The sequence below is a fragment of the Streptomyces sp. NPDC017246 genome (assembly GCF_044331325.1).
Classification (GTDB): domain Bacteria; phylum Actinomycetota; class Actinomycetes; order Streptomycetales; family Streptomycetaceae; genus Streptomyces.
The window spans coordinates 66867-91342 of sequence record NZ_JBIRMW010000022.1 but is presented as its reverse complement, the minus strand read 5'-3'; the positions used below and the strand labels follow the sequence as shown (position 1 = coordinate 91342).

Here is a 24476-nt window from a genome sequence, read left to right as displayed (position 1 = left end):
TCCGGTCCGCGCGGTTACAGTCCAGACATGAGCAAGCCCCGGTCCCTCGTCCTGCCTCCCGGCACCCGTGCCCGCCTCCTGGTGACCGCGCGGGGCGACTTCGCCGTACTCGACACGGAGCCGCGCGGCGAGCGGCGCGGGACGGTCCTGCTGCTGCCCGGGTACACCGGCAGCAAGGAGGACTTCCTGGCCCTGCTGGGGCCGCTGAGCGAGGCCGGGTACCGGGCCGTGGCGGTGGACGGGCGCGGTCAGTACCAGTCGCCGGGCCCCCGGGGCCGGGCCGGCTACCGGCGCAGGGCGCTGGCGCTGGACGCGGTGGCGCAGGCCTCGGCCCTCGGGGACGGTCCGGTCCATCTGCTCGGGCACTCGTTCGGGGGCCTGGTGGCCCGTGCGGCGGCGTCGCTCGCCCCGGCCGCGTTCCGTTCCCTCACCCTGCTCTCCTCGGGCCCCGGCCGGGTCGCCCGGCCGCAGCGGATCCGGGTGCGGGTGCTGCGCGGCGCGCTCGCGCTGCTGCCGAAGGAGCGCGTGTGGCAGGCGATGTGCTGGCTGGACAGCCGGGGCGAGGAGCCGGACACGGACGACGCTCCGCAGCTCGCGGGTTTTCTGCGGCGGCGCTGGATGCGGACCCGGATCGCGCAACTGGCGGGCGCGGGGAGGCTGCTGCTCAGCCGTCAGGACGGTACGGCGGAGCTGGCCGGGCTGCGGATGCCGCTGCACATCGCGTACGGGGCGGACGAGATGGTCTGGCCCACGGCGGCCCTCGCCGCGGCGGCCGCGAGCACCGGCGCGCACCACACCGTGGTGGCGGGCGCCGGCCACTCCCCCAATGTCTCGCACCCGAGGGAGCTGACGGACCGGCTCACCGGCTTCTGGGAGCGGGCGGCCGCCCCGACCGGGGTCGGGACGGCCCGGTGAGACCCGGGGTCAGAACTGCGCCTTGAGGTGCTGCCAGAAGCCGTCCCGCAGGGCGCGCCGGAGCGAGGCGTGGCCGCGCAGGGAGCGGCTGAGCAGGCGCTCCGCGTCGACGAGCAGGTCCTGGTCGACCGGCCCCGGCAGATAGGGCGCGCCGGGCAGGAGCTCGGAGAGCCGGTCGCGGCCGCGCTCGCCGAGCCAGGTCGCCGCGATCTGGGCGCCGACGAAGCGCACCTCCTCGCGGGAGGGCGGCGGCTCGCCCTCGTTCTCGTACGTGGTGACGGGGCGGCGGGTCACGTAGGGGCGGCAGAACTCGAGCTCGAAGGTGCGCTGGCTGTCGACCTCCCAGAGGAGCGCCTCGGCCTGGTTGCGTCCCTCGGCCGCCTCGATGCCCCAGAGGTGGACGCGGGCGCCGTAGCCCTGGGCGGCCTCGACGGCCGAGACGAGGTCCTCGTCGCCGCCGACGAGGGCGGCGTCGCTGATGGCGCGGTGGCGGGCGAGTGACTCCAGGTCCGTGCGGATGAGGGAGTCGACGCCCTTCTGCTGGTTGTTGGCGTTGAGGTTGCCGAGGCGCACCTTGACGTCGGGGAGTTCGGCGATGGCCTGCTGCTCGGGCGTGTGGATACGGCGTCTGGCCCCGTCGTACCAGTAGACGCGGAGCAGTCTGCTGTCGGCGAAGATCGTGCGGGCCTTGTCGATGAAGGCCTCGATGAGCCCTTCGGCGTCGAGGTCGAAGGAGCGCCGGTCCTCGGTTCCCGTCACCAGCAACCCGGCCGCAGCATGGACGTAACCTGCGTCGACGAAGATGGCGTGGGTGGAGGGCGTCTTGGCGACCTCGGCCAGCATCCGCTGGAGGAGCTCATTGGTGCGCTCCAGGCGCGCGTCGAGGGCGCGCATGCGGGAGTCGGTCTCGGTCACCTGAGTGGTGTCTGCGTCGTTCATACGGGGCTCATTGTCCGCCGCTCCGGGCCCGGCCGCCACACCCTCCTACCGGTCAGTAGTTAGACATCCGAAAATTTTCCTTAGCGTAAGGAATGTTTGCAGGATGCATGTCGTTGGACCCATACGTAACGCAGTTCTCCACCAGGAGGATCAACTCAGACGAAGGGAGAAGCCTGTGCGCTTCGAAATCCTGCGACTCGACGACATCGACGGTACGCCCGTCGACCGGACCGTCGTGGACGCCGCCTCCGTCAACCGGATCGTGCAGCAGGCCGCCTCGATCGGCCAGCGCATCTGGATCCGCCCCGCCGAGAGCTCGGCCTCGTAACAGGTCGGGTCCACACCACGCACCGCGCCCCCGCACGGACTTCGCAAGAGCGGAATCCGTACGGGGGCGCAGTGGCGTCCGGGCACCCCCCGGGCGCGGCGGGGCACTGCCCGGCGCGGGGACCCCCGGCGCGTCAGGCGTTCTGGATCACCTGGGTGATGCCGTTGATGATCTGCTGCACCGCGATGGCGGAGAGCATCATGCCGGCGAGCCGGGTCACCAGGACCACGCCGCCGTCCTTGATGACCCGGATGATCAGCAGCGAGTACCGCATGGTCAGCCAGAGCACGACGTGCATGGCGACGATGGCGGCCCAGACGGAGACCTGCGCGGCCGCGCCGTCGGCGTTCTGCACGGCGAGGATGACCGAGACGATCGCACCGGGTCCCGCGAGCAGCGGCATGCCGAGCGGGACGAGGGCGACGTTCACGTCCTTGGTCTGCTTGGGCTCGTCGGTCTTGCCGGTGAGCAGGTCGAGCGCGATGAGCAGCAGCAGGAGACCGCCCGCGATCATCAGCGCGGGGACGGAGACATGCAGATAGTCCAGGATCTGCTGGCCGAGCAGACCGAAGACGGTGATGACGCCGAAGGCCACGGCGACGGCCTGCCAGGCCATCCGGCGCTGCACCTTGGCCGGACGGCCGGAGGTGAGGGCGAGGAAGATCGGGGTGATCCCGGGGGGATCCATGATCACGAAGAGGGTCAGGAACAGCGAGCCGAAGACGGCGACGTCGAACACGGTGAGGTGCCTTGCGGGAGATGCGAACGGTGGGGTGTGGCCCGTGCGGGGCGGAATGTGGAATTCCGGAGGCAGGGCAGGAAGAGCGCCGCCCCGCGCACGGCTCGGAGCCGTACGGCGGCGGACCAGGAGGAAGAGGACCCGGCGGGCGGGCGCGGGACAGACCGCGCGTCCGCGTCGGCGAACCGGGGCGCGGAGCGGGCGGACGGACCGGCCGACCGGGGAACGGCCGGGAGACGGGTCCCGCGAGAGGTCCGACCCGCGAGGGGCCGGAGGCCGGGGCCTAGGGTCTGTCGTCACATTCCCGTCGTCGCCCGCGGGGCAGACGGGAATGTGACGACAGGCCCTAGGCGGCGGGTCCCCCCGCGCCGGGGACCGGGAAGGCCCCCGCGGCACGGCGGGTGATCTCGCCGAAGATCTCGGGGTCGGTCGTGTACTCGCCGAGGCGGCAGGTCTTGCGGCTGCCGTGGTAGTCGCTGGACCCCGTGGTCAGCAGACCGAGCTCCTTCGCGAGACCGCGCAGCCGCGCCCGCGTCGCCTCGTCGTGGTCCATGTGGTCGACCTCGATGCCGTCGAGTCCGGCCTCGGCGAGCCGGGCTATCGAAGCCTCGGGCAGCACCTGTCCGCGCTTGACGGCGAGCGGGTGCGCGAAGACCGTGACCCCACCGGCCGCCTTGACCAGGCGGATCGCGTCGATCGGGTCCAGCTCGTGCTTCTCGACGTACGCCCGGCCGCCGTCGGCGAGCCACTCGGGCGTGAACGCCCCCGACACGTCCGGCACGACCCCGAGCTCGACGAGCGCCTCGGCGATGTGGGGGCGGCCCAGGGAGCCGTCGCCCGCGATCCTGGCCACCTGCTCCCAGGTGACGGGAACGCCCAGCTCCTGGAGCTTGCCGACCATGGCCCGCGCGCGCGGCACCCGGTCGTCCCGGACGAGCTCGCGCTCGGCGAGGAGCGCGGGCTCCTCGGGGTCGAAGAGGTACGCGAGCATGTGCAGGCCGATGCCGTCGACGCGGCAGGACAGCTCGGCGCCGGTGACGAGGGTCAGCCCCTCGGGGAGCGCCGCGATCGCCTCGGCGTGGCCGCGGGTGGTGTCGTGGTCCGTCAGGGCGACGACGTCGAGCCCGGCGGCGGCCGCGTTGCGGACGAGCTCGGCCGGGGAGTCCGTACCGTCGGAGGCCGTGGAGTGGGTGTGCAGGTCGATGCGCACGACGCGTTGCTCCAGGAACTCGGCACGGACGAGGGACGCTCCAGCATAACGGGCGAATCGAACACGCCCGTACGGAACGAGCGGGCCCGCACCCCCTGACACCGGGTCACGGAAGCCGGCTCACCGGCGCACGGGACGCGGGCCTCGGCGACGCGCGGAACCCCGCGCACCGGGGCGCGGGACCCGGCCCACCGGGGCACGGCACTCCTCAGCTCAGCAGCCTCGGCGTCAGCGCTCCGCACGGCAGCAGTTCGACCTCGGCCCCGGCGTCCCGGAGATCCGTCAGGACCAGCTCGTCGTACATCAGCAGGCCGGACTGCTCGGGCCAGACGATCGCCCACAGCCAGAGGCCGCGCGCCTCCCCCGCGAAGACCGCGCGGTCCTGCGGGGCGCCGTTGACATGCCAGAGCGGGGTGGGGCGTCCGGCGGCGAGCACCTTCGTCTGCGGAGGTTTCTCGATGGCCATGCCGGCGCCGGGGTCGGGGCCGTCGATGCCGGCGTACCGGGCGCCGAGACCGACGCCGAGTTCCTCGGCGATCAGGAGCAGCTCGCCGATGCCGCCGAGCGGTCCGGGGCCCGAGCAGGCGACGGCGGTCGCACGTCCACCACTGCGGTCGTCCCCGGCGTACGCGACGCCGGTGAAGAGCCAGCCGACGGGCAGGGGCCACGGCATCCACACCGGCACCTGGGACCGGTGCACCACGACACCGAGGGCCTCGACGCTGGGCGGGATCACGGGCTGGAGCGGGTGCACCGAGCCGTGCACATCACACTGCCAGGAGTCGGCGAACAGACCGGGCGCCCTGACCCGGCCACCGCACTTCGGACAACTGGGTTCGCCCCTCATAGGGCTCAACGGTCCTACCCCCGGGGCCCCGCGTCAAGGACGATCACCGACGATCACCCGTCCGGCCCGTGCCGTTCGTCCGGAGCCCCACGCACCATATAGATGTAGCTTGCACTTATTAGTGCGTCTAACTTATTCTGTGTATATCGCAACCATCTCGACGCGGAGGAGCGGCACCCATGGAGAGAGCAGAAGAGAACGGCGGCGGAGGCGGCATCCCGCGTCAGCCGCCGGCCGTCTGGGCCACGGCCGGCGCCTCCGTCGTCGCCTTCATGGGCATCGGCCTCGTCGACCCGATCCTGCCGTCGATCGCCCAGGGCCTGGACGCGACGGCCGGCCAGGTGTCGCTGCTCTTCACCTCGTACTTCCTCATCACCGCCGTCGCGATGCTGGTGACCGGCTTCGTCTCCAGCCGCATCGGCGGACGCAGGACCCTGCTCGCCGGACTCGCGCTCGTCGTCGTCTTCGCCGCCCTCGCCGGCACCTCCGACACGGTCGGCCAGCTCGTCGGCTTCCGGGCCGGCTGGGGGCTCGGCAACGCGCTCTTCGTCTCGACCTCGCTCGCCGTGATCGTCGGCGCCGCGGCCGGCGGCAGCGCGGCGGCGATCCTGCTGTACGAGTCGGCGCTCGGCCTCGGCATGGCCTGCGGACCGCTCCTCGGCGCCGTGCTCGGCAACGCCAGCTGGCGCTACCCCTTCTTCGGCACGGCGGCGCTGATGGCGATCGGCTTCCTGTGCATCGCGGTCTTCCTCGAGGAACAGCCGAAGCCGGCCCGCAGGACCTCGCTGCTCGACCCCATCAGGGCCCTCGGCCACGGCGGTCTCGCCTCGGCCGCGGCCGCCGCGTTCTTCTACAACTACGCGTTCTTCACGGTGCTCGCCTTCACCCCGTTCGTGCTGGACATGACGCCCTACAAGTCCGGCGCGGTGTTCTTCGGGTGGGGCCTGCTGCTCGCCGTCTTCTCGGTCCTGGTCGCACCCCGGCTCCAGCGGCGCCTCGGCTCGCTCACGGTGCTCGGCGGCTCGCTGGTGCTGCTCGCGGCCGACGTGGTGGTGCTCGGTTACGGCGACCACACCACCGCGATCGTCTGCACGGTCCTGTCGGGCGCGTTCATCGGCGTCAACAACACCGTCTTCACCGAGCTGGCCCTCGGCGTCTCGGACGCCCCGCGCCCGGTGGCGAGCGCGGGCTACAACTTCGTCCGCTGGTTCGCCGCGGCGGCCGCCCCGTACCTCGCCCCGAAGATCGAGGAGTGGAGCGACGTCCACATGCCGTTCGTGGTGGCGGGCGCGGCCGCGCTGATCGGCGCCGCCATCGTCCGGGTCCGCCGCACCTCCCTCACCCACGAGGCCGAGGAACTGGCCCCGCGGCACGCGACGGAGGACGGCGTCGGCGTCCTCGCCGGCTGAGGGTCCCGAACCGGTCCGCGGAGGGGACGGACCCGCCGCGGCCGGTTTCACCCCTGGGGCTCGGGCAACACGGAGTGCATGAGAGGCATCGACTCCGTCATAAGAACCGTGGCCCACGCCCTCGCGGGCGTCCTGGTCCTGTGGATCGTCCTGGACCTGCTCGACGCCAATCGGGGAAACACCGTCGTCAGCTGGTTCCACAGCGCCGCCGACTGGCTCGCCGGCTGGTCGATCGGGCTCTTCAGCGTCTCCCAGCACACCCTTCAGGTGCTGCTCGACTACGGCATTCCGGCGATCGTCTACGTGGTGATGGCCAACCTCGTCGCCGCCCGGACCGTCGCCCGGACCTGAACCGGAGCACCCCCGGCGAACGGAACGCCCTCCGGGAGCCCGGCGAACGGGACGCCTCCGGCGCCGCGGATGCCGCCCGGAGTCCCGTCAGTCCAGGTTCACGGACCTGCGCAGCGGATCGCGCAGGTCCGTGCCCTGCGTCAGCCAGCGTTCCTCCAGGGCCTGCGCCCCGTGCACCCGCTTCCACGCGGCCTCGTTCGAGGTCATCGGGAGCAGCGGCAGAAAGCGCACCGGGTCCATCGGCTCGCCGAGCTCCAGGTCCTCGACCAGGCCGCCGGACTCGGCGACCAGGACCGAGCTGAAGGACGCGCCCGGCCAGAGCGGGTCGCCGACGTCCAGCGAGGCGCCCGCGGCCACGATCACCCCCTCGACCTGCGGGGTCGCGGCGAGGACGGCGAGCGGACGCAGCACCTTGTCGGTGTCGGCGAGTCCGGCCCGTACGGTCAGGACGAGCTCCGCGCGCGGGCCCTTGACGGGGTCGGCGAGCGCGGCGGTCGGGTCCGCCATCGGCTGCGCGGACATGCCGAGGGTCGCGTACCGCACGAGGTCCCCGTCAATGAAGCGGAGTACCTCGATCCGGTCCGTGCCGAGGAACGTCACCGCGGCGCGCGCGTCCGGTTCTCCGAGAGCCGTCCGCAGACGGGCCTCGACCAGAGCAAGAACTTCTCCCATGGGTTGAGCATAAAGCGCGTATGGAACGGGCAAAGGAAGGGATTGACCCTCTGTCGGCTGATAGTCTTGGCCGCTGGTCGGGAGTCCCGAACTCCCGACTACTCGTCACAAGTCATCCCTCACGAGGGACCGGCCGGAGGAGGTGGGGCTGCGATGGACCGAAGTCGATCGGGCAGTACCAGCCGCTCTTCCGCCCCGCACCCGAGCCCGGTGCGTACGTACCTCCGGTGATTCCCGGCCCGTATCGCTACGGACCCGCCTCCCCGGCATCTCGCACGACGGAAGAGCATCTCGCCTTTGCCTGTCTGTAGCGAACGCCGTCACCGCGACCTCTCGGTGCCGCCCGCTTTGTGGACGACTCAGCTCCACGTCCCCATTCCGGGCTGTGCCACGCTCGCCGACGGCCTCTCCGTGAAGGAGCATGCCCATGTCGATGATCCGTGACCTGCGCGCCGCCGTCCGCCCGAGCCTTCGGCACCCCCTGCGCAAGACGCCGACCACGTACACCTCGTACGACCCCACCCGCGACCACACGGCCTCCAGCGCCGTGGTCGACTGCGCCGTCTACCGCGATGGACGCCGCGTCGACGACCGCGAATGCCTCACCCCGCGCGGCGCCATGAGCCAGGTGCGGGAGAGCGGCGGCTTCGCCTGGATCGGACTGCACGAGCCGACCGAGGCCGAATTCGCCGGTATCGCCGCCGAGTTCGGGCTGCACCCGCTCGCCGTCGAGGACGCCGTCCACGCCCACCAGCGGCCCAAGCTGGAGCGGTACGACGACACCCTCTTCACCGTCTTCAAGACGATCCACTACGTCGAGCACGCCGCACTCACCGCGACCAGCGAGGTCGTCGAGACCGGCGAGGTGATGTGCTTCACCGGCCCCGACTTCGTCATCACCGTCCGGCACGGCGGCCAGGGCTCCCTGCGCAACCTCCGGCACCGCCTCCAGGGCGAGCCGGAGCTGCTCGCCAAGGGCCCCTCGGCCGTGCTGCACGCCCTCTCCGACCATGTCGTCGACGGCTACATCGCGGTCGCCGACGCGGTCGAACTCGACATCGACCAGCTGGAGATCGACGTCTTCTCGCCGGCCGCGAAGGGTTCGACGCGCGGTACGGACACCGGCCGGATCTACCAGCTGAAGCGTGAGGTACTGGAGTTCAAGCGGGCCGTCACACCGCTGCTCCGTCCGATGCAGCTGCTCTCCGAGCGGCCGATGCGGCTCGTCGACCCCGACATCCAGAAGTACTTCCGGGACGTCGCCGACCACCTCGCCCGCGTCCAGGAGCAGGTCGTCGGCTTCGACGAACTCCTCAACTCGATCCTCCAGGCCAACCTGGCGCAGGCGACCGTCGCGCAGAACGAGGACATGCGCAAGATCACCTCGTGGGCGGCGATCGTCGCCGTCCCCACGGCGGTCTGCGGCGTGTACGGCATGAACTTCGACCACATGCCCGAGCTGCACTGGAAGTACGGCTACCCGATGGTGCTGACCGGCATCGTCGCGATCTGCTTCACCATCCACCGCACGCTCAAGCGCAACGGCTGGCTGTGACGGCCTGCGGCTAGGCTTCGGGCCATGACTGAAGAGCTGCTCGGGTCCGCCCTCGTCGAGGAGGCCACCAAGAAGTCCGGCCTGGTGTGGGTCCGCGGCACCGGCCCGGCGCGCGCGCTCTGGCACGTCTGGTCCGACGGCGCCGCGTTCGTCGTCGGCGACGGCCCCGGCGAGCAGCCGCTGCCCGGCCTGGTGGACGGCGGGACGGCCGAGGTGACCGTCCGCAGCAAGGACAAGGGCGGCCGGCTCGTCGTCTGGACGGCCGCCGTGCGCGAGCTCGCCCACGGCACCGAGGAGTGGGACACGGCGGTCGCCGAACTGAAGGGCAAGCGGCTCAACGCGCCCGACGGCGAGGCCATGACGGGCCGCTGGGGGCGCGAGTGCCGCGTCCTGCGGCTCGACCCCCGGTCGTCGACCACGGAGCTGCCGGACGGCTCCCTGGCGGCCGTACCGCTGCCCTCGGGGGCCACGACCCGCGACCCCGTGCCGTCCGGCCTCCCGAAGCTGCTGCTCAAGCGCCGCAAGCGCCGCTGAATCCGGGACCGGACCCCGGGCGCCCGCCCGCCGTACCGGGTCGGACCCCGGGCGCCCGCCCGCCGTACCGGACCCGGATCCCGGGCGCCCGCTCGCCGTACCGGCTCAGGTCCGGGGCAGCTGCTTTCCGTAGTCGAGCGTCTCCTCCTTGGACGGCGCGACGAGCGGGAAGTCCTTGTTCCACTCGGAGAGCACCACGATGCCCGCGCCTCCGCCCCGCGCGAACTGCAGCGGGTACGGGATGCCCTCCAGGGCCACGTCGAGCGTGCCGCCCTCGCCGTCCGCGCCGCCCCTGACCTTGACCGTCTTGACCCCGCCGATCTGGTCCCGGTCGCCCTTGACCTTCTCGCCGTGCAGACCGATCAGCCCGCCGAGCAGCGGTCCCATGTCGGTGAAGCCGCGCAGCTGCTTGTACGAGGGGTCGCCCTGCGGCACCTTCACGTACATGTCGTCGAGCTTGTCGGCGGCCTCGGCGTCCGCCTCCGTCGGCTTGTCGCTGCCCTGTGTGTCGTGGGACCAGAAGCCCGCGTCGGCCTTCAGATAGAGCGCGTCGCCGATCCGCAGCAGCTCGAAGGTGCTGTTCTTCGTGGTCACCGAGCCGGTGGCGCCGTCCTGCTTGAGGCGCATGTTCAGCTTGAAGGTGCCGCCCTTGCTGACCAGGGTGCCGGAGAGCCGTACCGCCTTCGCCGTGTCCGCGACGGACCGCGCCTTGCCCTCGATCTCGGGCGCGGAGAGCCTCCCGACCCCGTTCGTCCCCTCGTCCGGGTCGGCGGCGCAGGCGGTGAGGCCGACGGCGAGACCGGCGCAGAGCGCGAGCGGCAGGACGACTCCGCGGAGGCGGGCGGCCGGAGTGCGGTGGACCGCAGCCGTACGGGCCGACGACGGCGTACGGGCCTCCTCGGGCGTACGGGGCGACGGGACACGTGCTGCTGACGGAGTACGCGATGACGGGGTGCGAACGGTCACCTGCGATGCCTCTCGGGATCGTGGGGGCTGCCGGGCCGCGGCCCGACCGTGAGGGCGGGGCGGCGGCCGTCTGTTCTGCCGGGCGGGAGGGCCGGCGTGCCGGTGGGGACGGCAGACCGCAGCGTACCCGGCACGCGTGACGGACCCGGCGGCAGCCGTACGGAGGCGCTGCCGGGGCGGGGCGGAACGGCACGGGCTAGCCTGAACCCGGCAAAGCTCTGCAATGACTCGAATCGTGCGACACCGAGGAGGCGCGTGGCATGGCGGCAGGCGCCCCCCGGATCTTCGTCTCCCACCTCGCGGGGGTCCCGGTCTTCGACCCCGTCGGCGACCAGGTCGGCCGGGTCAGCGACCTGGTGGCCATACTGCGGGTCGGCCGGCGGCCGCCCCGGCTCCTCGGCATGGTCGTGGAGGTCCTCAGCCGCCGTCGGGTGTTCGTCCCGATGACCCGGATCACGGGCGTCGAGTCCGGCCAGGTCATCACCACCGGCGTCGTCAACATGCGCCGTTTCGAACAGCGGCCCACCGAGCGGCTCGTCCTCGGCGAGCTCCTCGACCGGCGCGTCCGGCTGGTGGGCCCCGGCGGCCAGGAGGGCGAGGAGGTCACCGTCCTCGACGTCGCCATCCAGCAGCTGCCCGCCCGCCGCGACTGGGAGATCGGCAAGGTCTTCGTCCGCAAGGGGAAGGGCGGGGTGCTGAGCCGCAAGGGCGAGACGCTGACCGTCGAGTGGTCGGCGGTCACCGGCTTCTCCCTGGAGGAGCAGGGGCAGGGCGCCGAGAGCCTGCTCGCCACCTTCGAGAAGCTGCGCCCCGCCGACCTCGCCAACGCGCTGCACCACCTCTCCCCCAAGCGGCGCGCCGAGGTGGCGGCGGCGCTCGACGACGACCGGCTCGCCGACGTCCTGGAGGAGCTGCCGGAGGACGACCAGGTCGAGATCATCGGCAAGCTCAAGGAGGAGCGGGCGGCCGACGTCCTGGAGGCGATGGACCCCGACGACGCGGCGGACCTGCTCTCCGAGCTGCCCGAGGAGGACCAGGAGCGGCTGCTGACCCTGATGCAGCCGGACGACGCGGCCGATGTCCGCCGGCTCCTGGCGTACGAGGAGCGCACGGCGGGCGGTCTGATGACGACCGAGCCGATCGTGCTGCGGCCGGACGCCACGGTCGCGGACGCGCTGGCCCGGGTGCGGCAGCAGGACCTGTCCCCGGCGCTCGCCGCGCAGGTGTACGTGTGCCGGCCGCCGGACGAGACGCCGACGGGGAAGTACCTGGGCACGGTGCACTTCCAGCGGCTCCTCCGCGATCCGCCGTTCACGCTCGTCAGCTCGCTCGTGGACAGCGACCTGCCGCCGCTCGGCCCGGACACCCCGCTGCCCGCGGTCACCAGCTATCTCGCCGCGTACAACATGGTCGCGGCGCCCGTGGTGGACGAGAGCGGTTCGCTGCTCGGCGCGGTCACCGTCGACGACGTGCTCGACCATCTGCTGCCGGAGGACTGGCGGGAGACCGAGTTCCACGAGGAGGGGCCGGGGCATGGTGGCTGAGCGCACACAGGACCGTGAGCGGGAGCGCGAGCGGACGGGGCCCCGCATCCGGCTCGATCTGCCCCGCGAGCGGCGCGCCCGGCTGCTGCCGGAGTACGACCCCGAGGCGTTCGGCCGGCTCTCGGAGCGGATCGCCCGCTTCCTGGGGACGGGGCGGTTCCTCGTCTGGATGACCCTGACGATCATCGTCTGGGTCGTGTGGAACATCTTCGCGCCGGGCTCGCTCAAGTTCGACGAATACCCCTTCATCTTCCTGACGCTGGCGCTGTCCCTCCAGGCCTCGTACGCGGCGCCGCTGATCCTGCTCGCCCAGAACCGCCAGGACGACCGGGACCGGGTCAATCTCGAACAGGACCGGAAGCAGAACGAGCGGTCCATCGCGGACACCGAGTACCTGACCCGGGAGATCGCCGCGCTGCGGATGGGACTCGGCGAGGTCGCCACCCGCGACTGGATCCGCTCCGAACTCCAGGACCTGATCAAGGAGCTGGAGGAGCGCCGGGATCTATTCCCGTCGGCCGACACCCACCGAAGTGACGTACCCGACCGTTGACAGGCCTTTCATGGGCCGGTGGTCGGCGCCGTACCATCGTCGGTATGGCTATGGAAGACGCGGTGCTCGAAGCACTGGCGACGGTGAACGACCCCGAGATCAACAAACCGATCACTGAGCTCGGCATGGTCAAGTCGGTGGAGATCGAACCGGACGGCAAGGTCGCCGTCACGGTCTACCTGACCGTCTCCGGCTGCCCGATGCGCGAGACCATCACCCAGCGGGTGACCGACGCGGTCTCCGGCGTCGAGGGCGTCACGGGCGTCGACGTCTCGCTGGACGTGATGAGCGACGAGCAGCGCAAGGAGCTCGCGGCGGCGCTGCGCGGCACGAGCGCCGAGCGCGAGGTGCCGTTCGCGAAGCCGGGCTCGCTGACCCGGGTGTACGCGGTCGCCTCCGGCAAGGGTGGCGTCGGCAAGTCCTCCGTCACCGTGAACCTGGCCGCGGCGATGGCCGCCGACGGCCTGAAGGTCGGCGTCGTCGACGCCGACATCTACGGTCACAGCGTGCCGCGGATGCTGGGCGCGGACGGCCGTCCGACCCAGGTCGAGAACATGATCATGCCGCCGTCGGCGCACGGCGTGAAGGTCATCTCCATCGGCATGTTCACCCCGGGCAACGCCCCGGTGGTGTGGCGCGGCCCGATGCTGCACCGCGCGCTCCAGCAGTTCCTGGCAGACGTGTACTGGGGCGACCTGGACGTCCTGCTGCTCGACCTGCCCCCGGGCACCGGCGACATCGCGATCTCGGTCGCGCAGCTCGTCCCGAACGCGGAGATCCTCGTCGTCACGACCCCGCAGCAGGCGGCGGCCGAGGTCGCCGAGCGGGCCGGTTCGATCGCCGTGCAGACCCACCAGAAGATCGTCGGTGTCGTCGAGAACATGGCGGGTCTGCCCTGCCCGCACTGCGACGAGATGGTCGACGTGTTCGGCACGGGCGGCGGCCAGCGGGTCGCCGACGGCCTGACGCAGACCACGGGCGCGACGGTCCCGGTCCTCGGCTCGATCCCGATCGACGTACGGCTCCGCGAGGGCGGCGACGAGGGCCGGCCGGTCGTCCTCTCCGACCCGGACTCCCCGGCGGGCGCGGCCCTCCGCGCGATCGCCGGCAAGCTCGGCGGCCGCCAGCGCGGCCTCTCGGGCATGAGCCTCGGCATCACCCCGCGCAACAAGTTCTGAGAACCCGCGCGACGGGTTCCGCGAGGCTCGACGAGTTCCGCGGAACCCGACAGGTTCGGCGAGAAGGGCGCCCCCGAGGGGGCGCCCTTCTCGTTCGCGCTCGGCGGGTGTTCCCGCCGCTGGTTCCCTAGGCGTACCCGTCCAGGTCCTTGATCTGCGAGAACCCGAGTCCGTACGCGCTCATCCCGCGCCCGTACGCGCCGATGTGGACCCCCGCCGCGGACCCCGCGAGGACCCAGCCGAACTCCGACTCTCGGTAGTGGAACGGCATCGGCACCCCGTCCACCGGCAGCGACAGCGTCGACCACTCCGGCCCGTCGAGGTCGTCGGCCAGCTCGAAGGCCGTCTCGGTCTGCTGGTCCAGCCAGTTGTCCCGCGTCGCGTGGTCCAGCGAGGCGGGCCAGGTGTGGACGAGCAGCCCGGAGCCGGCCAGCCAGGCGGCCGAGGAGACGGTGGTGGCGTCGAGGACGCCCGTGCCGTCACCGGTCCGCCGCACGGGGCTCGCGGCCACCGTCACGACCACCGCGAACCGCTCCTTCTCCGCGGCGGTCGCGTCCGACTTTATGGTCGGCGTGTCACCGTGCCCGGTCGACCCGTGCTGGACGCTGCCGTCCGCCGCCGTGCCCACCTGCATCAGCCAGCGCGGCCCGGTGAAGGCCTCGTCGAGGCCGTACCAGGCGAAGGGCGCCCGCAGATAGCCCTCGGCGGTCCGCCGGGCCGTGGGTACGCCCTCCACCCGACTCGTGGTCTCCATCTCGGCCGCCTCCTCGTTGCGTCAACAGAGGGAGGATAGCCACCGGGACGCGTCCGGTCGGTGACAGCCCGTCGTCAGGTCGCGTCGGAGTCGTACGGCGGACGCTCGCCGGTGTCCGGCTTGTCCTGCTTCTTCAGCAGGTCCGGGGTGCCGTTGACGGCGGGGACGGTGCCCGGGGAGCCGTTGACGGCCGAGGGCTCGCGGCTGTGCACCGCGTCGGCGACGTCGTTCATCTCCTTCTTGAGGTCGAAGCTGCCGCGCAGCTCCTTGAGCTCCCGGAGGTCCTCGTTCTGCTCCATCTGCTTGCGCAGGAAGGTCTTGGGGTTGAGGTCCTCGAACTCGAAGTCCTTGAAGTCCGGGCCCAGCTCGCTGCGGATGTCCTCCTTCGCGCTGTCGGAGAAGTCACGGACCTTCCGAATGAAGCGCGAGACGTCCTGGATGACCTTCGGGAGCTTGTCCGGCCCGAAGACGAGCACGGCGAGGACCACGAGCGTCACCAGCTCGAGTGCGCCTATGTCGCTGAACACCTAGTAGCTCCTTCATGCCGGTCAAGGGCCCGGTCCAAGGTACCCGCCGAAACTGCCGGACGGGTACCTCCCGGTGTCCGCCACATGGCACTCAGGTGCCCTGGGAAGAACCGAGCGTCAACGTCTTTGTCAGCTCTTTGCCGTTGCGGGTCAGGGTCAGTTCCAGCTTGTCCCCGGGGCGGTGGGCGCGGATCTTCACGATCAGTTCCTCGCCGTTGTGCACCCGCTGGCCGTCGACCTTGGTGATGACGTCGCCGGGCCGGAGCCCCGCCTTCGCGGCCGGGCCGCCGGACGTGACGGAGGCCGAGCCGTCCTTGCCCTTCTCGCCGACCCGGGCGCCGTCGCCGTTGAACTGCATGTCGAGGCTCACACCGATGACCGGGTGGGTGGCCTTGCCGGTGTTGATGAGCTCCTCGGCGACGCGCTTGCCCTGGTTGATCGGTATGGCGAAGCCGAGGCCGATGGAGCCGGGCTGGGAGGCGCTGCCGCCCTCGCCGTCACCGGAGCCGCCGCCGGCCGCGCGGATCGCGCTGTTGATGCCGATGACCCGGCCCTTGGAGTCGAGGAGCGGGCCGCCGGAGTTGCCGGGGTTGATGGGGGCGTCGGTCTGGAGGGCGTCGACATAGCTGATGTCGCTGCCGTCGCCCTTCTCGCCGCCGGCCGTGATCGGGCGCTCCTTGGCGCTGATGATGCCGGAGGTGACCGTGTTGGAGAGGTCGAAGGGCGCGCCGATGGCGACGACGGGGTCACCGACGCGGACGTTGTCGGAGTTGCCCAGCGGCAGCGGCTTGAGGCCGGAGACTCCGGTGACCTGGACGACCGCCAGGTCGTAACCGGTGTCCTTGCCGACGACCTTGGCGCGGGCGGTCTCGCCGCTGGAGAAGGTCACCGTGATGTCCTCGGAGGACTCGGCGGCGTCGACCACGTGGTTGTTGGTGAGGATGTGGCCCTTGGCGTCCAGCACGAAGCCGGTGCCGGTGCCGGACGAACCGCTGCCCTTGACGTGCAGGGTGACGACACCGGGCAGCGCGCTGGCCGCGATCCCGGCCACGCTGTCCGGGGCACGGTCGGTGTCCCCGCCGTCCGCCTGTGGCAGCTCCACGGTGGTGAGGCCGCCGTTGCGCTCGACGTACGCGCCGATGCCGCCGCCGATGACACCGGTGACGAGCGCGAAGACGAGCGCTCCCGCGACGGCGAGCCCCTTGCGGGACTTCTTCGCGGGCGCGGGCGGCAGTCCGGCGCCGCCCGCGCCCCAGGGGTCGTACTGCGTCCAGGGCGCACCGGCCTGCGGCGGCAGGCCTGCGCCCTGACCGTGCGGCTGGGGGTGCGGCTGGGGGTGCGGCGGTACGGGAGGCACATGGGCCTGCTGCGGCGGTACGGGCGCCGGGTGGCGCTGTACGGGCGGCGCGGGCGCCCAGGGTCCGGGCTCGCCGTAGGGCGGCGTCCGGTACTCGTCGGGGGCGTGCAGGGGCTGCGGCGCGGGCTGCGCGGCCTGCGCGGTGCCGGCCGCGTGGGCTTCGGGCACCGGGGCGGGAGGAACGTCGGCCGGAGGCGCCGCGGCCGCGTGGCCGTCGGTGGCCGGATGGCCGTCGGTCACCGGCAGGTGCGCCCTCGGCGCCTCGTCCGCCGGGATCCGGTCCGCCGGGGCGGGAGGCTCGCTCTTGGTCAGCAGCACGGCGGGCGCGGTCTGGGCCGCGGGCGCGTCGGCGGCCTCGGACCCCGCCGCCCCGTCCGCCGGATCCGTCAGGTCCCTCCCGTCGGCCCCGGCCGCCGGCTGCGGCGCGGGCAGGGGAAAGTCACCGTCGCCGTCGGCCGTGACATCGTCGGCGACGTCGCCGGACGGAGGCGGCGAGGGTATCCGCGCCGCCTCCGGTGTGCTCGAAGGCCGACTCCACCAGTTCGGCTTCCCGTTGCTCATGCTCTCCCCGCACCCCGCTGACCCGTCCGCGCCCCTTGGGTCGGGCGCGCCCTGTCCCTGGATTCAACCAGGTCGCGGGTCAGCGGTGGGAGCCGAGCGATGCCGTCGTCGGGCTCGGCGCCGGGCTGGGCCCCGGACCGAGCGCCAGCTGAAGGGCCGGACCCGTCGGCCGTATGAACGGCGAGAGGGCGAGCAGCGACTGCGCGGCCGGGTTCTGGAGGCGTACCGCGACCAGCGGAGCCGCGGCGGAGCGCACCGCGTCGGGCGGGACCGCTCCCGCCGGGACCGTGCCGTGGCCCACCGCCGCCACCGGCCCGTGCGGCAACGCCGTCGGAGCCCCGGGAGAGAGCGGAGCGCCCGCCGTCACCTGCGAGCCGTCGAAGGACTGGGCGCCGCGCTCGCCGGAGCGCGTGCCCCGGGTGACGGCCGTGCCGCCGCCGGGGCCCGTGGAGGTGGCGCGCAGCGGGGTGACCGCGGTGCCGCTGCCCTGGGCGCCGCGTCCGCTCGCGTTCACCGAGGCTTCCAGGGGCAGGGTGCCGCCGAGGGCGATCGCCGCGAACGAGACGGCGCTGGCCGCGGCGAAGGCGAAGCGCCGACCGCGCCAGGACGTCCCCGACCCGCGGTCGCCGACGTCGTGGATGCGGAAACCGGTGTGCGGGGGGTGCGGGGTGACGACGGCCGCCGTGGCGAAGCCGTCGGACTTCACTCCGCCCGCGCCGAGGAGTTCTTCCAGGGGGCCTCTGGGTCCGCCGGGGCCTCCGGGGTCACCAGGGCCCCCGGGTAGTCCCTGGAGCCGGGCGAGGAAGCCCTCCGAGGGCGAGGGGGGCGCGGCGGACGCGAAGACGCTCTTGAGGGAGCGCTGTGCGTCGGCCTCCGCCTTGCAACGGGCGCAGGTCGCGAGATGGGCGAGGACCCGCTCGCGGGCGTCATGACCGAGTTCGCCGTCGACGAGCGCGGCCAGCCGGTCCCCGAGGTGGTGCTCCGCGGGGGTCTGCGACGAGGGACGTGTGCCGCTCACGCTGTCCCTGCCTCCCATCCGACGGAGGCCAGGGCACGCTCCGCCCGTGCCTCGGGCGAGCGGTGCTTCAGGGCCTTGCGCAGGTGGGAACGCCCGCGGTGGATCCGGCTGCGGACGGTGCCGAGCTTCACGCCGAGGGTCGCGGCGATCTCCTCGTACGACAGTCCTTCGATGTCGCAGAGGACGACCGCGGCGCGGAACTCGGGCGCGAGGGTGTCGAGGGCCTGCTGCACGTCGGCGTCGAAGTGGGTGTCGTTGAACACCTGCTGCGGCGAGGGCTCACGGCTGGGCAGCCGCTCGGCGGCGTCGTCGGCGAGCGCGTCGAATCGGATGCGCTGCTTGCGGCGGACCATGTCGAGGAAGAGATTGGTGGTGATGCGGTGGAGCCAGCCCTCGAAGGTGCCCGGCGTGTACGTCGACAGCGAGCGGAAGACGCGGACGAAGACCTCCTGGGTCAGGTCCTCGGCGTCGTGCTGGTTGCCCGTGAGGCGGTAGGCGAGGCGGTAGACCCGGCCACTGTGCGTGCTGACGATCTCCTCCCAGGTGGGCGGAGTCCACGCCTGCGATTCCGCATCCGATGCGAAGGTCGCGGTGGTGGGAGCGGAGTCGGTGGTGCGGAAACGGTCAGCTGTGTCGGTCACGGATTTCGGCTCACCCGCCGACCTGAGAAGACGCCGAAGCACTCCTCCCCGATCCACAGGCGCAGCCGCACCTCCCCTGTCGGCTCTGGTGGTGTCCAGCGGAGCCCCTACCATAGCCACCTCGCCCGTTAGCTCCGGATAAGAATCTTTACGCGAATTTGGAACCCGGTCGCCCGGCTGTCCCCTGTCGCGTCCTTCCCCTGGTGAACGCCCGGTCCCATCTGCGGGTTCCCGCTGACAGCGGATACAGTCACCGTTGCGTCAACTACGGGGACAGGAGAGGGCCATTACCGCCAACCGGCAGACGAGCTGGTCGTTCGCCGACGCCTTTGTCGCCGAGGACGAAGCTCTGCGCTGGGCCCGAGAGCGGGCCCGGGAGGCAGGGCTGCCCTCGGTGTCCCCGGGAACCGGCGGTGCGCTGCGCCTGCTCGCGGCCACGGCGGACGCGAAGGCGGTGGCGGAGATCGGGACCGGCACGGGCGTGTCGGGCATCTATCTGCTGCTCGGGATGCGGCCGGACGGCGTCCTGACGACGGTGGACCTCCAGCCGGAGCGGCAGCAGTTCGCCAAGACGGCGTTCCGTGCGGCGGGCTTCGCGGGCAACCGGGCGCGCTTCATCCCAGGCCGGGCCCTGGACGTGCTGCCGCGGCTCGCGGACGGCGGATACGACCTCGTGTTCTGCGACGGCGACCGGCTCGAGTACCTGGACTACCTCGCTGAATCGTTGCGCCTGCTGCGACCGGGGGGTCTCGTCTGCTTCGAGGGCGTCTTCGCGGACGGCCGCACGGTCGACTCGGCGGCCCAGCCGGCCGAGGTCCAGCGCATCCGTGAACTGCTGCGCACGGTGCGGGAGAGCCAGGAGCTCGTCCCCTCCCTGCTGCCGGTCGGCGACGGCCTTCTCTGCGCGGTACGCCGGGGCTGAACCGCCGCCCCGCCACCCGTACGCCCGCCCACGCCCTCCATCCGCCCTCCGTACGCACCACTGCCCCGGCACGGGCGAGCCGTACCGGGGCAGTGGTCAGGATGCGAGGGAAGGGGTCAGCCGACGACCTTCTTCAGGGCGTCGCCCAGTGCCTCGGCCTCGTCGGGAGTCAGCTCGACGACAAGCCGACCGCCGCCTTCGAGCGGAACGCGCATGACGATGCCCCGCCCCTCCTTGGTCACCTCGAGCGGGCCGTCACCCGTCCGCGGCTTCATGGCCGCCATGCTTGTTCCCCTTCCTGAAACCAGCTCATTGTCAGCCGGGCAGCTCCAATGTGCGGAGCACGCGTCACCGGCTTCGAACACATTGCTTCCAGGTCATTATCCCGCATGGCAGGACCCGATGACCAACATCGAATGGCATCGCTTGCGCAACGCGCTCTCTCAAAACCCCACATTTCGGCGATCGGCCTGCGATACTTCGCCGCTCGGCGTCCGGCCGGCCCCCTCCAATCTTTGACGCAGCTCACATGGGCGGCGCGAGTGATGTCCGCCATGCTGTGCTGGTCAACCACGCAAAGACGCGAAGGGAACCCCATGGCCGACACGGTGCTGTACGAGGTGCGCGACGGACTCGCCACCATCACGCTCAACCGCCCCGAGGCCATGAACGCCATGAACGTGGCGACGAAGGTCGCCCTCCGGGACGCGGCGGAGACGGCCTCGGCGGACCCCGCCGTACGAGCGGTGCTGCTCACCGCGGCCGGCGAGCGGGCGTTCTGTGTGGGCCAGGACCTCAAGGAGCACGTGGGTCTGCTCATGGCGGACCACGAGAACGGCACCCGCGAGACCATGAACACGGTCCGGGACCACTACAACCCGATCACCAAGGCGCTGGCCGGGATGCGGAAGCCCGTGGTGGCGGGCGTGAACGGCGTCGCGGCGGGTGCCGGCTTCGGTTTCGCGCTCGCGGCGGACTACCGGGTGGTCGCGGACACCGCCTCGTTCAACACCTCCTTCGCGGGGGTCGCGCTGACCGCCGACTCGGGCGTGTCCTGGACGCTGCCCCGGCTGATCGGCGCGAGCCGGGCGTCCGACCTGCTGCTCTTCCCGCGCTCGATCGGCGCCCAGGAGGCGTACGAGCTCGGCATCGCGAACCGGCTGGTCCCGGCCGCCGACCTCGCCGCCGAGGCCGAGAAGGTGGCCCGCACCCTCGCGGAGGGCCCGACCGTGGCGTACGCGGCCCTGAAGGAGTCCCTCGCCTACGGGGCCGACCACTCCCTCGCCGAGGCCCTCGACAAGGAGGAGGAACTCCAGAGCCTGGCGGGCTCCTCCGAGGACCACACGATCGCGGTCCGCGCCTTCATCGCCAAGGAGAAGCCGAAGTACCTGGGCCGCTGACGGACCCGGGTGCCCGGCGGGAGCGGAACCCGCTCGTACGAGTGGTGGGCGGGTCTATAAGATCCGCTCACCATTCGTACGCACATACCTGGGGGGTTCCGTGCGTCCTTCTCCTTCCGCGCGCCTTCTTCGCGGCGCGCTCACGACGGCTGTGACCCTCGGACTGTCCGCCACCGTCCTGTCGCAGCCGTCCTTCGCCGCCGACGGCTGGGACCGGTGCCCCGACAACGCCGTGTGCGGCTTCAGCCGGCCGCTGTACCAGGGCGACATGATCGTGATCCGGAAGCCGATGCTGTCGCTCGGCTCCTGGGACAACCGCATCCGGTCGTACGTCGTCAAGCTGCCCGGGTACAGCAGCGCCATCTGCCTGCACCCCGAGCCGGGACTCGACCCGGAGGGCGCGACCCACTCCTACTTCTCGGAGTCCCTGGACGAGAGCTCCCACCCCGAGCTGGACCGGGCCGTCAGCTCCGTCGACATCGGCCCCGAGGCCGACGACTTCTGCGGCACCGAGAGCCGCTACCCGAACCTGTGGGACGCCGTGAGGAAGCGGCCGGCGGCACAGCCCGCCGCCGGGGCCTTCGGCGACATCGACCGCGACGGGTACGCCGACGTCCTCGGCCGCAACATGGTCGGCCAGCTGTGGACGGCCCATGCCTACACCAGCCCCGGCCGGACCCTGCTCGTCGGCGGCGGCTGGGACACCATGACCAAGCTGACCCGCCACGGGGACTTCGACGGCGACCTGAACGAGGACGTCCTCGCCCGCGACAAGGCCGGTGTCCTCTGGCTCTACCCCGGCAACGGCAAGGGCTGGTTCAAGCCCCGCGTCGAGATCGGCGGCGGCTGGAACACCATGCGGGACCTGACCGCGGCCGGCGATCTCACCGGCGACGGCAAGACCGATCTGCTCGCCTCCGACAGCGCGGGCGTCCTGTGGACGTACCCGGGCAACGGCAAGGGCTGGTTCGGCGCCCGCAAGCAGGTCGGCGGCGGCTGGAAGTCGATCAACGAACTCGTCGGCGCCGGGGACATGAACTCCGACGGCAGGGCCGACCTGGTCGCCCGCGACACGGCGGGCAAGCTCTGGCTCTACCCGGGCAACGGCCGCGGCTGGTTCGGCGCCCGCAAGCTCATCGGCACCGGCGGCTGGAACGGCCACAAGGAGCTCGCCGGCCTCGGCGACGTGACCGGCGACGGCCGCCCCGACCTGGTCGCCCACGCCTGGGGAAGCTACGCCGGAGAGGGGCACTACCGTCTCCGCGTCTACCCCGGCACCGCCGACGGGCGCCTCCAGGCGCCCCGCGACCTCGCCCGGGTCCGTTCCACGCACTTCGTCTTCTGACCCTCCTCACGAACGGATTCGCTTTCATGATCCGCACCGTCCGGGGCCGCCGCGCCCTGGCCGCGGCCGTGACCACGGCGGCCTCCCTGGCGACGCTGATGACCGCCGCTCCCCCCGCCGCCGCGGGCGAGGAGCGCTGCCCCTCGGGCCGGCTCTGCGTCTTCCAGTACCACGATTTCAAGGGCGAGATGAAGATCATCACGTCCAGCCAGGCCTCCCTCGGGGCCTGGGACAACACGATCTCCTCGCTGGTCAACAACTCGGGCCTGCACGCCCTGTTCACCGTCGACCGCGACTACGCCGGCAGCGACTCCCTCGTGGTCGACCCGTACAACCGCGGGAACAGCCTCGACGGCTCGGTGATGGGCCAGCTCGACAACAGGCTCAGCTCGGTCCGCGTGGCCACCACCCACTGGGAGGCGAGCTCGGGCATCCCGTACATGGACTGGTGGCCGCAGCAGAAGCGCCCCGCCGGCCTCCCCGCCGCCGCGCAGTTCGGCGACCTGAACAACGACTCCCGGCCCGACCTCCTGGAGCGGGCCGACGACGGCCGGCTGTGGTACCTGCACGGCTACAGCTCCCGCTACGACACCGCGCCCAAGGCCGTGCTGATCGGCGGCGGCTGGAACGCCATGACGCAGATCGTCCGGCACGGCGACTACGACGGCGACCGCAACGAGGACGTCTTCGCCCGCGACCGGGCCGGTGTCCTCTGGCTCTACCCCGGCAACGGCAAGGGCTGGTTCAAGCCCCGCGTCAAGATCGGCGGCGGCTGGAACTTCATGAAGGAGCTCAAGGCGGTCGGCGACATCACCGGCGACGGCCGCCGCGACCTGGTCGCGCGCGACACGGCGGGCGTGCTCTGGACCTACCCGGGCAACGGCCACGGCTGGTTCGGCGCCCGCAAGAAGGTCGGCGGCGGCTGGAACGCCATGAACCGGCTCGTGGCGCCCGGTGACATGAACGGCGACGGCAGGTCCGACCTCGTCGCGCGGGACGGCTCGCGCGGACTCTGGCTCTACCCGGGCAACGGCCGGGGCGCCTTCGGCGCCCGCACCAAGCTGCCGTACGCCTGGCCGTCGGACGCGCCCGTCTTCTCCGTCGGAGACGTGACCGGCGACGGCACGTCGGACGTGATGCGGCCGATCGACTGGAACCAGCTGTACGTCTACGCCGGCAACGGCCGCGGCGGCGTCGGCAGCCCGCAGGCCGACATGGGCTGGGACACCGCCGACCGGGTCCACGTCTTCTAGTCCGGCCGGTTCCGCTTCCGGTCCTGCGGGATCAGTGGTCCGGGGTCGCTCCGCCGCCCCGGGCCACGCACCCCTCCACGTGGTCGTCGACCAGCCCGCACGCCTGCATCAGCGCGTAGGCCGTGGTGGGGCCGATGAAGCGGAGGCCCCGCTTCTTCAGGGCCTTCGAGAGGGCCGTCGACTCGTCCGTGACCGCCGGGACGTCCGTGACCGTACGCGGGACCGGGCGGTCCGCCGGATCGGGGGCGTACGACCAGATCAGGGTGTCGAGTTCGCCCGGGGACCAGCCCGCGAGCAGTTTCGCGTTGGCGAGGGTCGCGTCGATCTTGGCCCGGTTGCGGATGATGCCCTCGTCGAGGAGGAGCCGCTCGCGGTCCTCCTCGACGAAGGCGGCCACGGAGGCGATGGCGAAGCCCTCGAAGGCGGTACGGAAGGTCTCGCGGCGGCGCAGGATCGTGATCCACGACAGGCCCGACTGGAAGGCCTCCAGACACAGCCGCTCGAAGAGCGCGTCGTCGCCGTGGACCGGGCGGCCCCACTCCTCGTCGTGGTACGCCACGTAGTCCTCGGTCGACAGGCCCCAGGGGCAGCGCAGCCGCCCGTCCGGGCCCGGGACCGCCCCGCCGGCGCTCACTCCCGGCCGTCCTCTCCGTCACCGCCGGCGGCCGCCCCCGCGAGGGCCTCCTCCAGCTCGGTGATCCGGGCGTCCCGCTCGGCGAGTTCGACGCCGAGGCGGACCAGGACGTCGTCCACGTCCGCCATGCGGTAGCCGCGGACCGCGACGGGAAGGCGGAGCGCCTCGACGTCCGCGCGGTCGACCGGACGGGCGGCCGGGAGGGGGTCGACGAGCTGCTCGGGCGCCACGTCGGGCAACACCTCGCTGTCGCCGCCGCCGACCACCGCCAGGGTCACCGCGGCCACGACCACGACCATCGTGATGAGCAGAAACCAGAACACC

At 72.1% G+C, this 24476-nt stretch carries 27 protein-coding genes; 13 read left to right on the top strand and 14 right to left on the bottom strand.

Annotated features, from left to right (window positions below):
- Positions 1–27 precede the first annotated feature (27 nt).
- Positions 28–915, top strand: coding sequence for an alpha/beta fold hydrolase (locus ACH4MY_RS35185; protein ID WP_398008482.1), 888 nt, complete (start codon positions 28–30; stop codon positions 913–915).
- Positions 916–924: 9 nt separating this feature from the next.
- On the opposite strand, the gene ACH4MY_RS35180 is transcribed toward ACH4MY_RS35185, so the two are convergent.
- Entirely contained in the window at positions 925–1854 is a 930-nt protein-coding gene (locus ACH4MY_RS35180; RefSeq protein WP_398008480.1) for an NYN domain-containing protein, read from the bottom strand.
- Positions 1855–2029: 175 nt separating this feature from the next.
- Between ACH4MY_RS35180 and ACH4MY_RS35175 the strand changes: the two genes are divergently transcribed.
- Positions 2030–2182 (top strand): hypothetical protein, encoded by a 153-nt coding sequence (locus ACH4MY_RS35175; protein ID WP_362524569.1) that lies wholly within the window; start codon positions 2030–2032, stop codon positions 2180–2182.
- Positions 2183–2315: 133 nt separating this feature from the next.
- Here ACH4MY_RS35175 and ACH4MY_RS35170 read toward each other — a convergent pair whose 3' ends face one another.
- The 3 genes from ACH4MY_RS35170 to ACH4MY_RS35160 all read right to left on the bottom strand — a co-directional run bounded on the left by ACH4MY_RS35170 (position 2316) and on the right by ACH4MY_RS35160 (position 4978).
- Positions 2316–2921: a MarC family protein gene (locus ACH4MY_RS35170; RefSeq protein WP_328942701.1), complete on the bottom strand. Its 606-nt coding sequence runs from the start codon at positions 2919–2921 to the stop codon at positions 2316–2318.
- A gap of 346 nt (positions 2922–3267) precedes the next feature.
- Positions 3268–4131, bottom strand: a complete 864-nt coding sequence (locus ACH4MY_RS35165; RefSeq protein ID WP_398008477.1) for a PHP domain-containing protein — start codon at positions 4129–4131, stop codon at positions 3268–3270.
- Positions 4132–4339: 208 nt separating this feature from the next.
- Complete coding sequence (locus ACH4MY_RS35160; RefSeq protein ID WP_398008475.1) at positions 4340–4978, bottom strand: DUF6758 family protein; 639 nt, start codon at positions 4976–4978, stop codon at positions 4340–4342.
- A 179-nt stretch (positions 4979–5157) separates the two neighbouring features.
- Between ACH4MY_RS35160 and ACH4MY_RS35155 the strand changes: the two genes are divergently transcribed.
- On the top strand, positions 5158–6387 hold the full coding sequence (locus tag ACH4MY_RS35155; protein WP_398008473.1) for an MFS transporter: 1230 nt from the start codon (positions 5158–5160) through the stop codon (positions 6385–6387).
- A gap of 108 nt (positions 6388–6495) precedes the next feature.
- On the top strand, positions 6496–6738 hold the full coding sequence (locus ACH4MY_RS35150; protein WP_398008471.1) for a hypothetical protein: 243 nt from the start codon (positions 6496–6498) through the stop codon (positions 6736–6738).
- A gap of 87 nt (positions 6739–6825) precedes the next feature.
- On the opposite strand, the gene ACH4MY_RS35145 is transcribed toward ACH4MY_RS35150, so the two are convergent.
- Complete coding sequence (locus tag ACH4MY_RS35145) at positions 6826–7410, bottom strand: suppressor of fused domain protein (protein WP_398008470.1); 585 nt, start codon at positions 7408–7410, stop codon at positions 6826–6828.
- 427 nt (positions 7411–7837) lie between these two features.
- Here ACH4MY_RS35145 and ACH4MY_RS35140 point away from each other — a divergent pair, with 427 nt between their 5' ends.
- The gene (locus tag ACH4MY_RS35140) at positions 7838–8965 is read left to right on the top strand and encodes a magnesium and cobalt transport protein CorA (RefSeq protein ID WP_398008468.1); all 1128 of its coding nucleotides are present in this window, start codon (positions 7838–7840) and stop codon (positions 8963–8965) included.
- A 24-nt stretch (positions 8966–8989) separates the two neighbouring features.
- On the top strand, positions 8990–9499 hold the full coding sequence (locus ACH4MY_RS35135) for a hypothetical protein (RefSeq protein ID WP_398008466.1): 510 nt from the start codon (positions 8990–8992) through the stop codon (positions 9497–9499).
- 105 nt (positions 9500–9604) lie between these two features.
- Here ACH4MY_RS35135 and ACH4MY_RS35130 read toward each other — a convergent pair whose 3' ends face one another.
- Entirely contained in the window at positions 9605–10321 is a 717-nt protein-coding gene (locus ACH4MY_RS35130) for a hypothetical protein (RefSeq protein ID WP_398008554.1), read from the bottom strand.
- Between the two features lie 404 nt (positions 10322–10725).
- On the opposite strand from ACH4MY_RS35130, the gene ACH4MY_RS35125 reads away from it, so the two are divergent.
- Genes ACH4MY_RS35125 through ACH4MY_RS35115 form a run of 3 tightly spaced genes read left to right on the top strand, consistent with a single transcriptional unit; the run spans position 10726 to position 13740 of the window.
- Positions 10726–12009, top strand: coding sequence for a magnesium transporter MgtE N-terminal domain-containing protein (locus tag ACH4MY_RS35125; RefSeq protein WP_398008464.1), 1284 nt, complete (start codon positions 10726–10728; stop codon positions 12007–12009).
- A complete protein-coding gene (locus ACH4MY_RS35120) occupies positions 11999–12562 on the top strand; it encodes a DUF1003 domain-containing protein (protein ID WP_398008462.1) in 564 nt (187 codons plus the stop codon). The genes ACH4MY_RS35125 and ACH4MY_RS35120 overlap by 11 nt, the downstream gene beginning before the upstream one ends.
- Positions 12563–12606: 44 nt before the next feature.
- Positions 12607–13740: an Mrp/NBP35 family ATP-binding protein gene (locus ACH4MY_RS35115; RefSeq protein WP_398008460.1), complete on the top strand. Its 1134-nt coding sequence runs from the start codon at positions 12607–12609 to the stop codon at positions 13738–13740.
- A gap of 127 nt (positions 13741–13867) precedes the next feature.
- Here the strand turns inward: ACH4MY_RS35115 and ACH4MY_RS35110 are convergent, their stop codons facing one another.
- The 5 genes from ACH4MY_RS35110 to sigE form a co-directional block, all read right to left on the bottom strand.
- The gene (locus tag ACH4MY_RS35110) at positions 13868–14494 is read right to left on the bottom strand and encodes a hypothetical protein (RefSeq protein WP_398008459.1); all 627 of its coding nucleotides are present in this window, start codon (positions 14492–14494) and stop codon (positions 13868–13870) included.
- A 74-nt stretch (positions 14495–14568) separates the two neighbouring features.
- The gene (locus tag ACH4MY_RS35105) at positions 14569–15021 is read right to left on the bottom strand and encodes a sec-independent translocase (RefSeq protein ID WP_398008457.1); all 453 of its coding nucleotides are present in this window, start codon (positions 15019–15021) and stop codon (positions 14569–14571) included.
- A 91-nt stretch (positions 15022–15112) separates the two neighbouring features.
- Positions 15113–16939, bottom strand: coding sequence for a S1C family serine protease (locus tag ACH4MY_RS35100; RefSeq protein ID WP_398008455.1), 1827 nt, complete (start codon positions 16937–16939; stop codon positions 15113–15115).
- Between the two features lie 79 nt (positions 16940–17018).
- The gene (locus tag ACH4MY_RS35095) at positions 17019–17957 is read right to left on the bottom strand and encodes an anti-sigma factor family protein (RefSeq protein ID WP_398008453.1); all 939 of its coding nucleotides are present in this window, start codon (positions 17955–17957) and stop codon (positions 17019–17021) included.
- Positions 17954–18712, bottom strand: a complete 759-nt coding sequence (gene sigE, locus ACH4MY_RS35090; RefSeq protein WP_078623434.1) for an RNA polymerase sigma factor SigE — start codon at positions 18710–18712, stop codon at positions 17954–17956. The genes ACH4MY_RS35095 and sigE overlap by 4 nt, the downstream gene beginning before the upstream one ends.
- 142 nt (positions 18713–18854) lie before the next feature.
- On the opposite strand from sigE, the gene ACH4MY_RS35085 reads away from it, so the two are divergent.
- Positions 18855–19520, top strand: a complete 666-nt coding sequence (locus ACH4MY_RS35085) for an O-methyltransferase (RefSeq protein ID WP_398008451.1) — start codon at positions 18855–18857, stop codon at positions 19518–19520.
- A 116-nt stretch (positions 19521–19636) separates the two neighbouring features.
- Here ACH4MY_RS35085 and ACH4MY_RS35080 read toward each other — a convergent pair whose 3' ends face one another.
- Complete coding sequence (locus ACH4MY_RS35080) at positions 19637–19804, bottom strand: DUF3117 domain-containing protein (RefSeq protein WP_009997451.1); 168 nt, start codon at positions 19802–19804, stop codon at positions 19637–19639.
- Positions 19805–20116: 312 nt separating this feature from the next.
- Here ACH4MY_RS35080 and ACH4MY_RS35075 point away from each other — a divergent pair, with 312 nt between their 5' ends.
- The 3 genes from ACH4MY_RS35075 to ACH4MY_RS35065 all read left to right on the top strand — a co-directional run bounded on the left by ACH4MY_RS35075 (position 20117) and on the right by ACH4MY_RS35065 (position 23518).
- On the top strand, positions 20117–20920 hold the full coding sequence (locus ACH4MY_RS35075; RefSeq protein WP_398008448.1) for an enoyl-CoA hydratase/isomerase family protein: 804 nt from the start codon (positions 20117–20119) through the stop codon (positions 20918–20920).
- A 151-nt stretch (positions 20921–21071) separates the two neighbouring features.
- On the top strand, positions 21072–22265 hold the full coding sequence (locus tag ACH4MY_RS35070; protein WP_398008446.1) for an FG-GAP-like repeat-containing protein: 1194 nt from the start codon (positions 21072–21074) through the stop codon (positions 22263–22265).
- Positions 22266–22291: 26 nt separating this feature from the next.
- A complete protein-coding gene (locus ACH4MY_RS35065; protein ID WP_398008444.1) occupies positions 22292–23518 on the top strand; it encodes an FG-GAP-like repeat-containing protein in 1227 nt (408 codons plus the stop codon).
- A 31-nt stretch (positions 23519–23549) separates the two neighbouring features.
- Here the strand turns inward: ACH4MY_RS35065 and ACH4MY_RS35060 are convergent, their stop codons facing one another.
- Together ACH4MY_RS35060 and ACH4MY_RS35055 are read right to left on the bottom strand one after the other, a co-directional pair.
- Positions 23550–24152, bottom strand: coding sequence for a DNA-3-methyladenine glycosylase I (locus ACH4MY_RS35060; RefSeq protein ID WP_398008442.1), 603 nt, complete (start codon positions 24150–24152; stop codon positions 23550–23552).
- The gene (locus ACH4MY_RS35055; RefSeq protein ID WP_398008440.1) at positions 24149–24475 is read right to left on the bottom strand and encodes a hypothetical protein; all 327 of its coding nucleotides are present in this window, start codon (positions 24473–24475) and stop codon (positions 24149–24151) included. Before ACH4MY_RS35055 ends, ACH4MY_RS35060 begins: the two co-directional genes overlap by 4 nt.
- Position 24476: the final 1 nt, after the last annotated feature.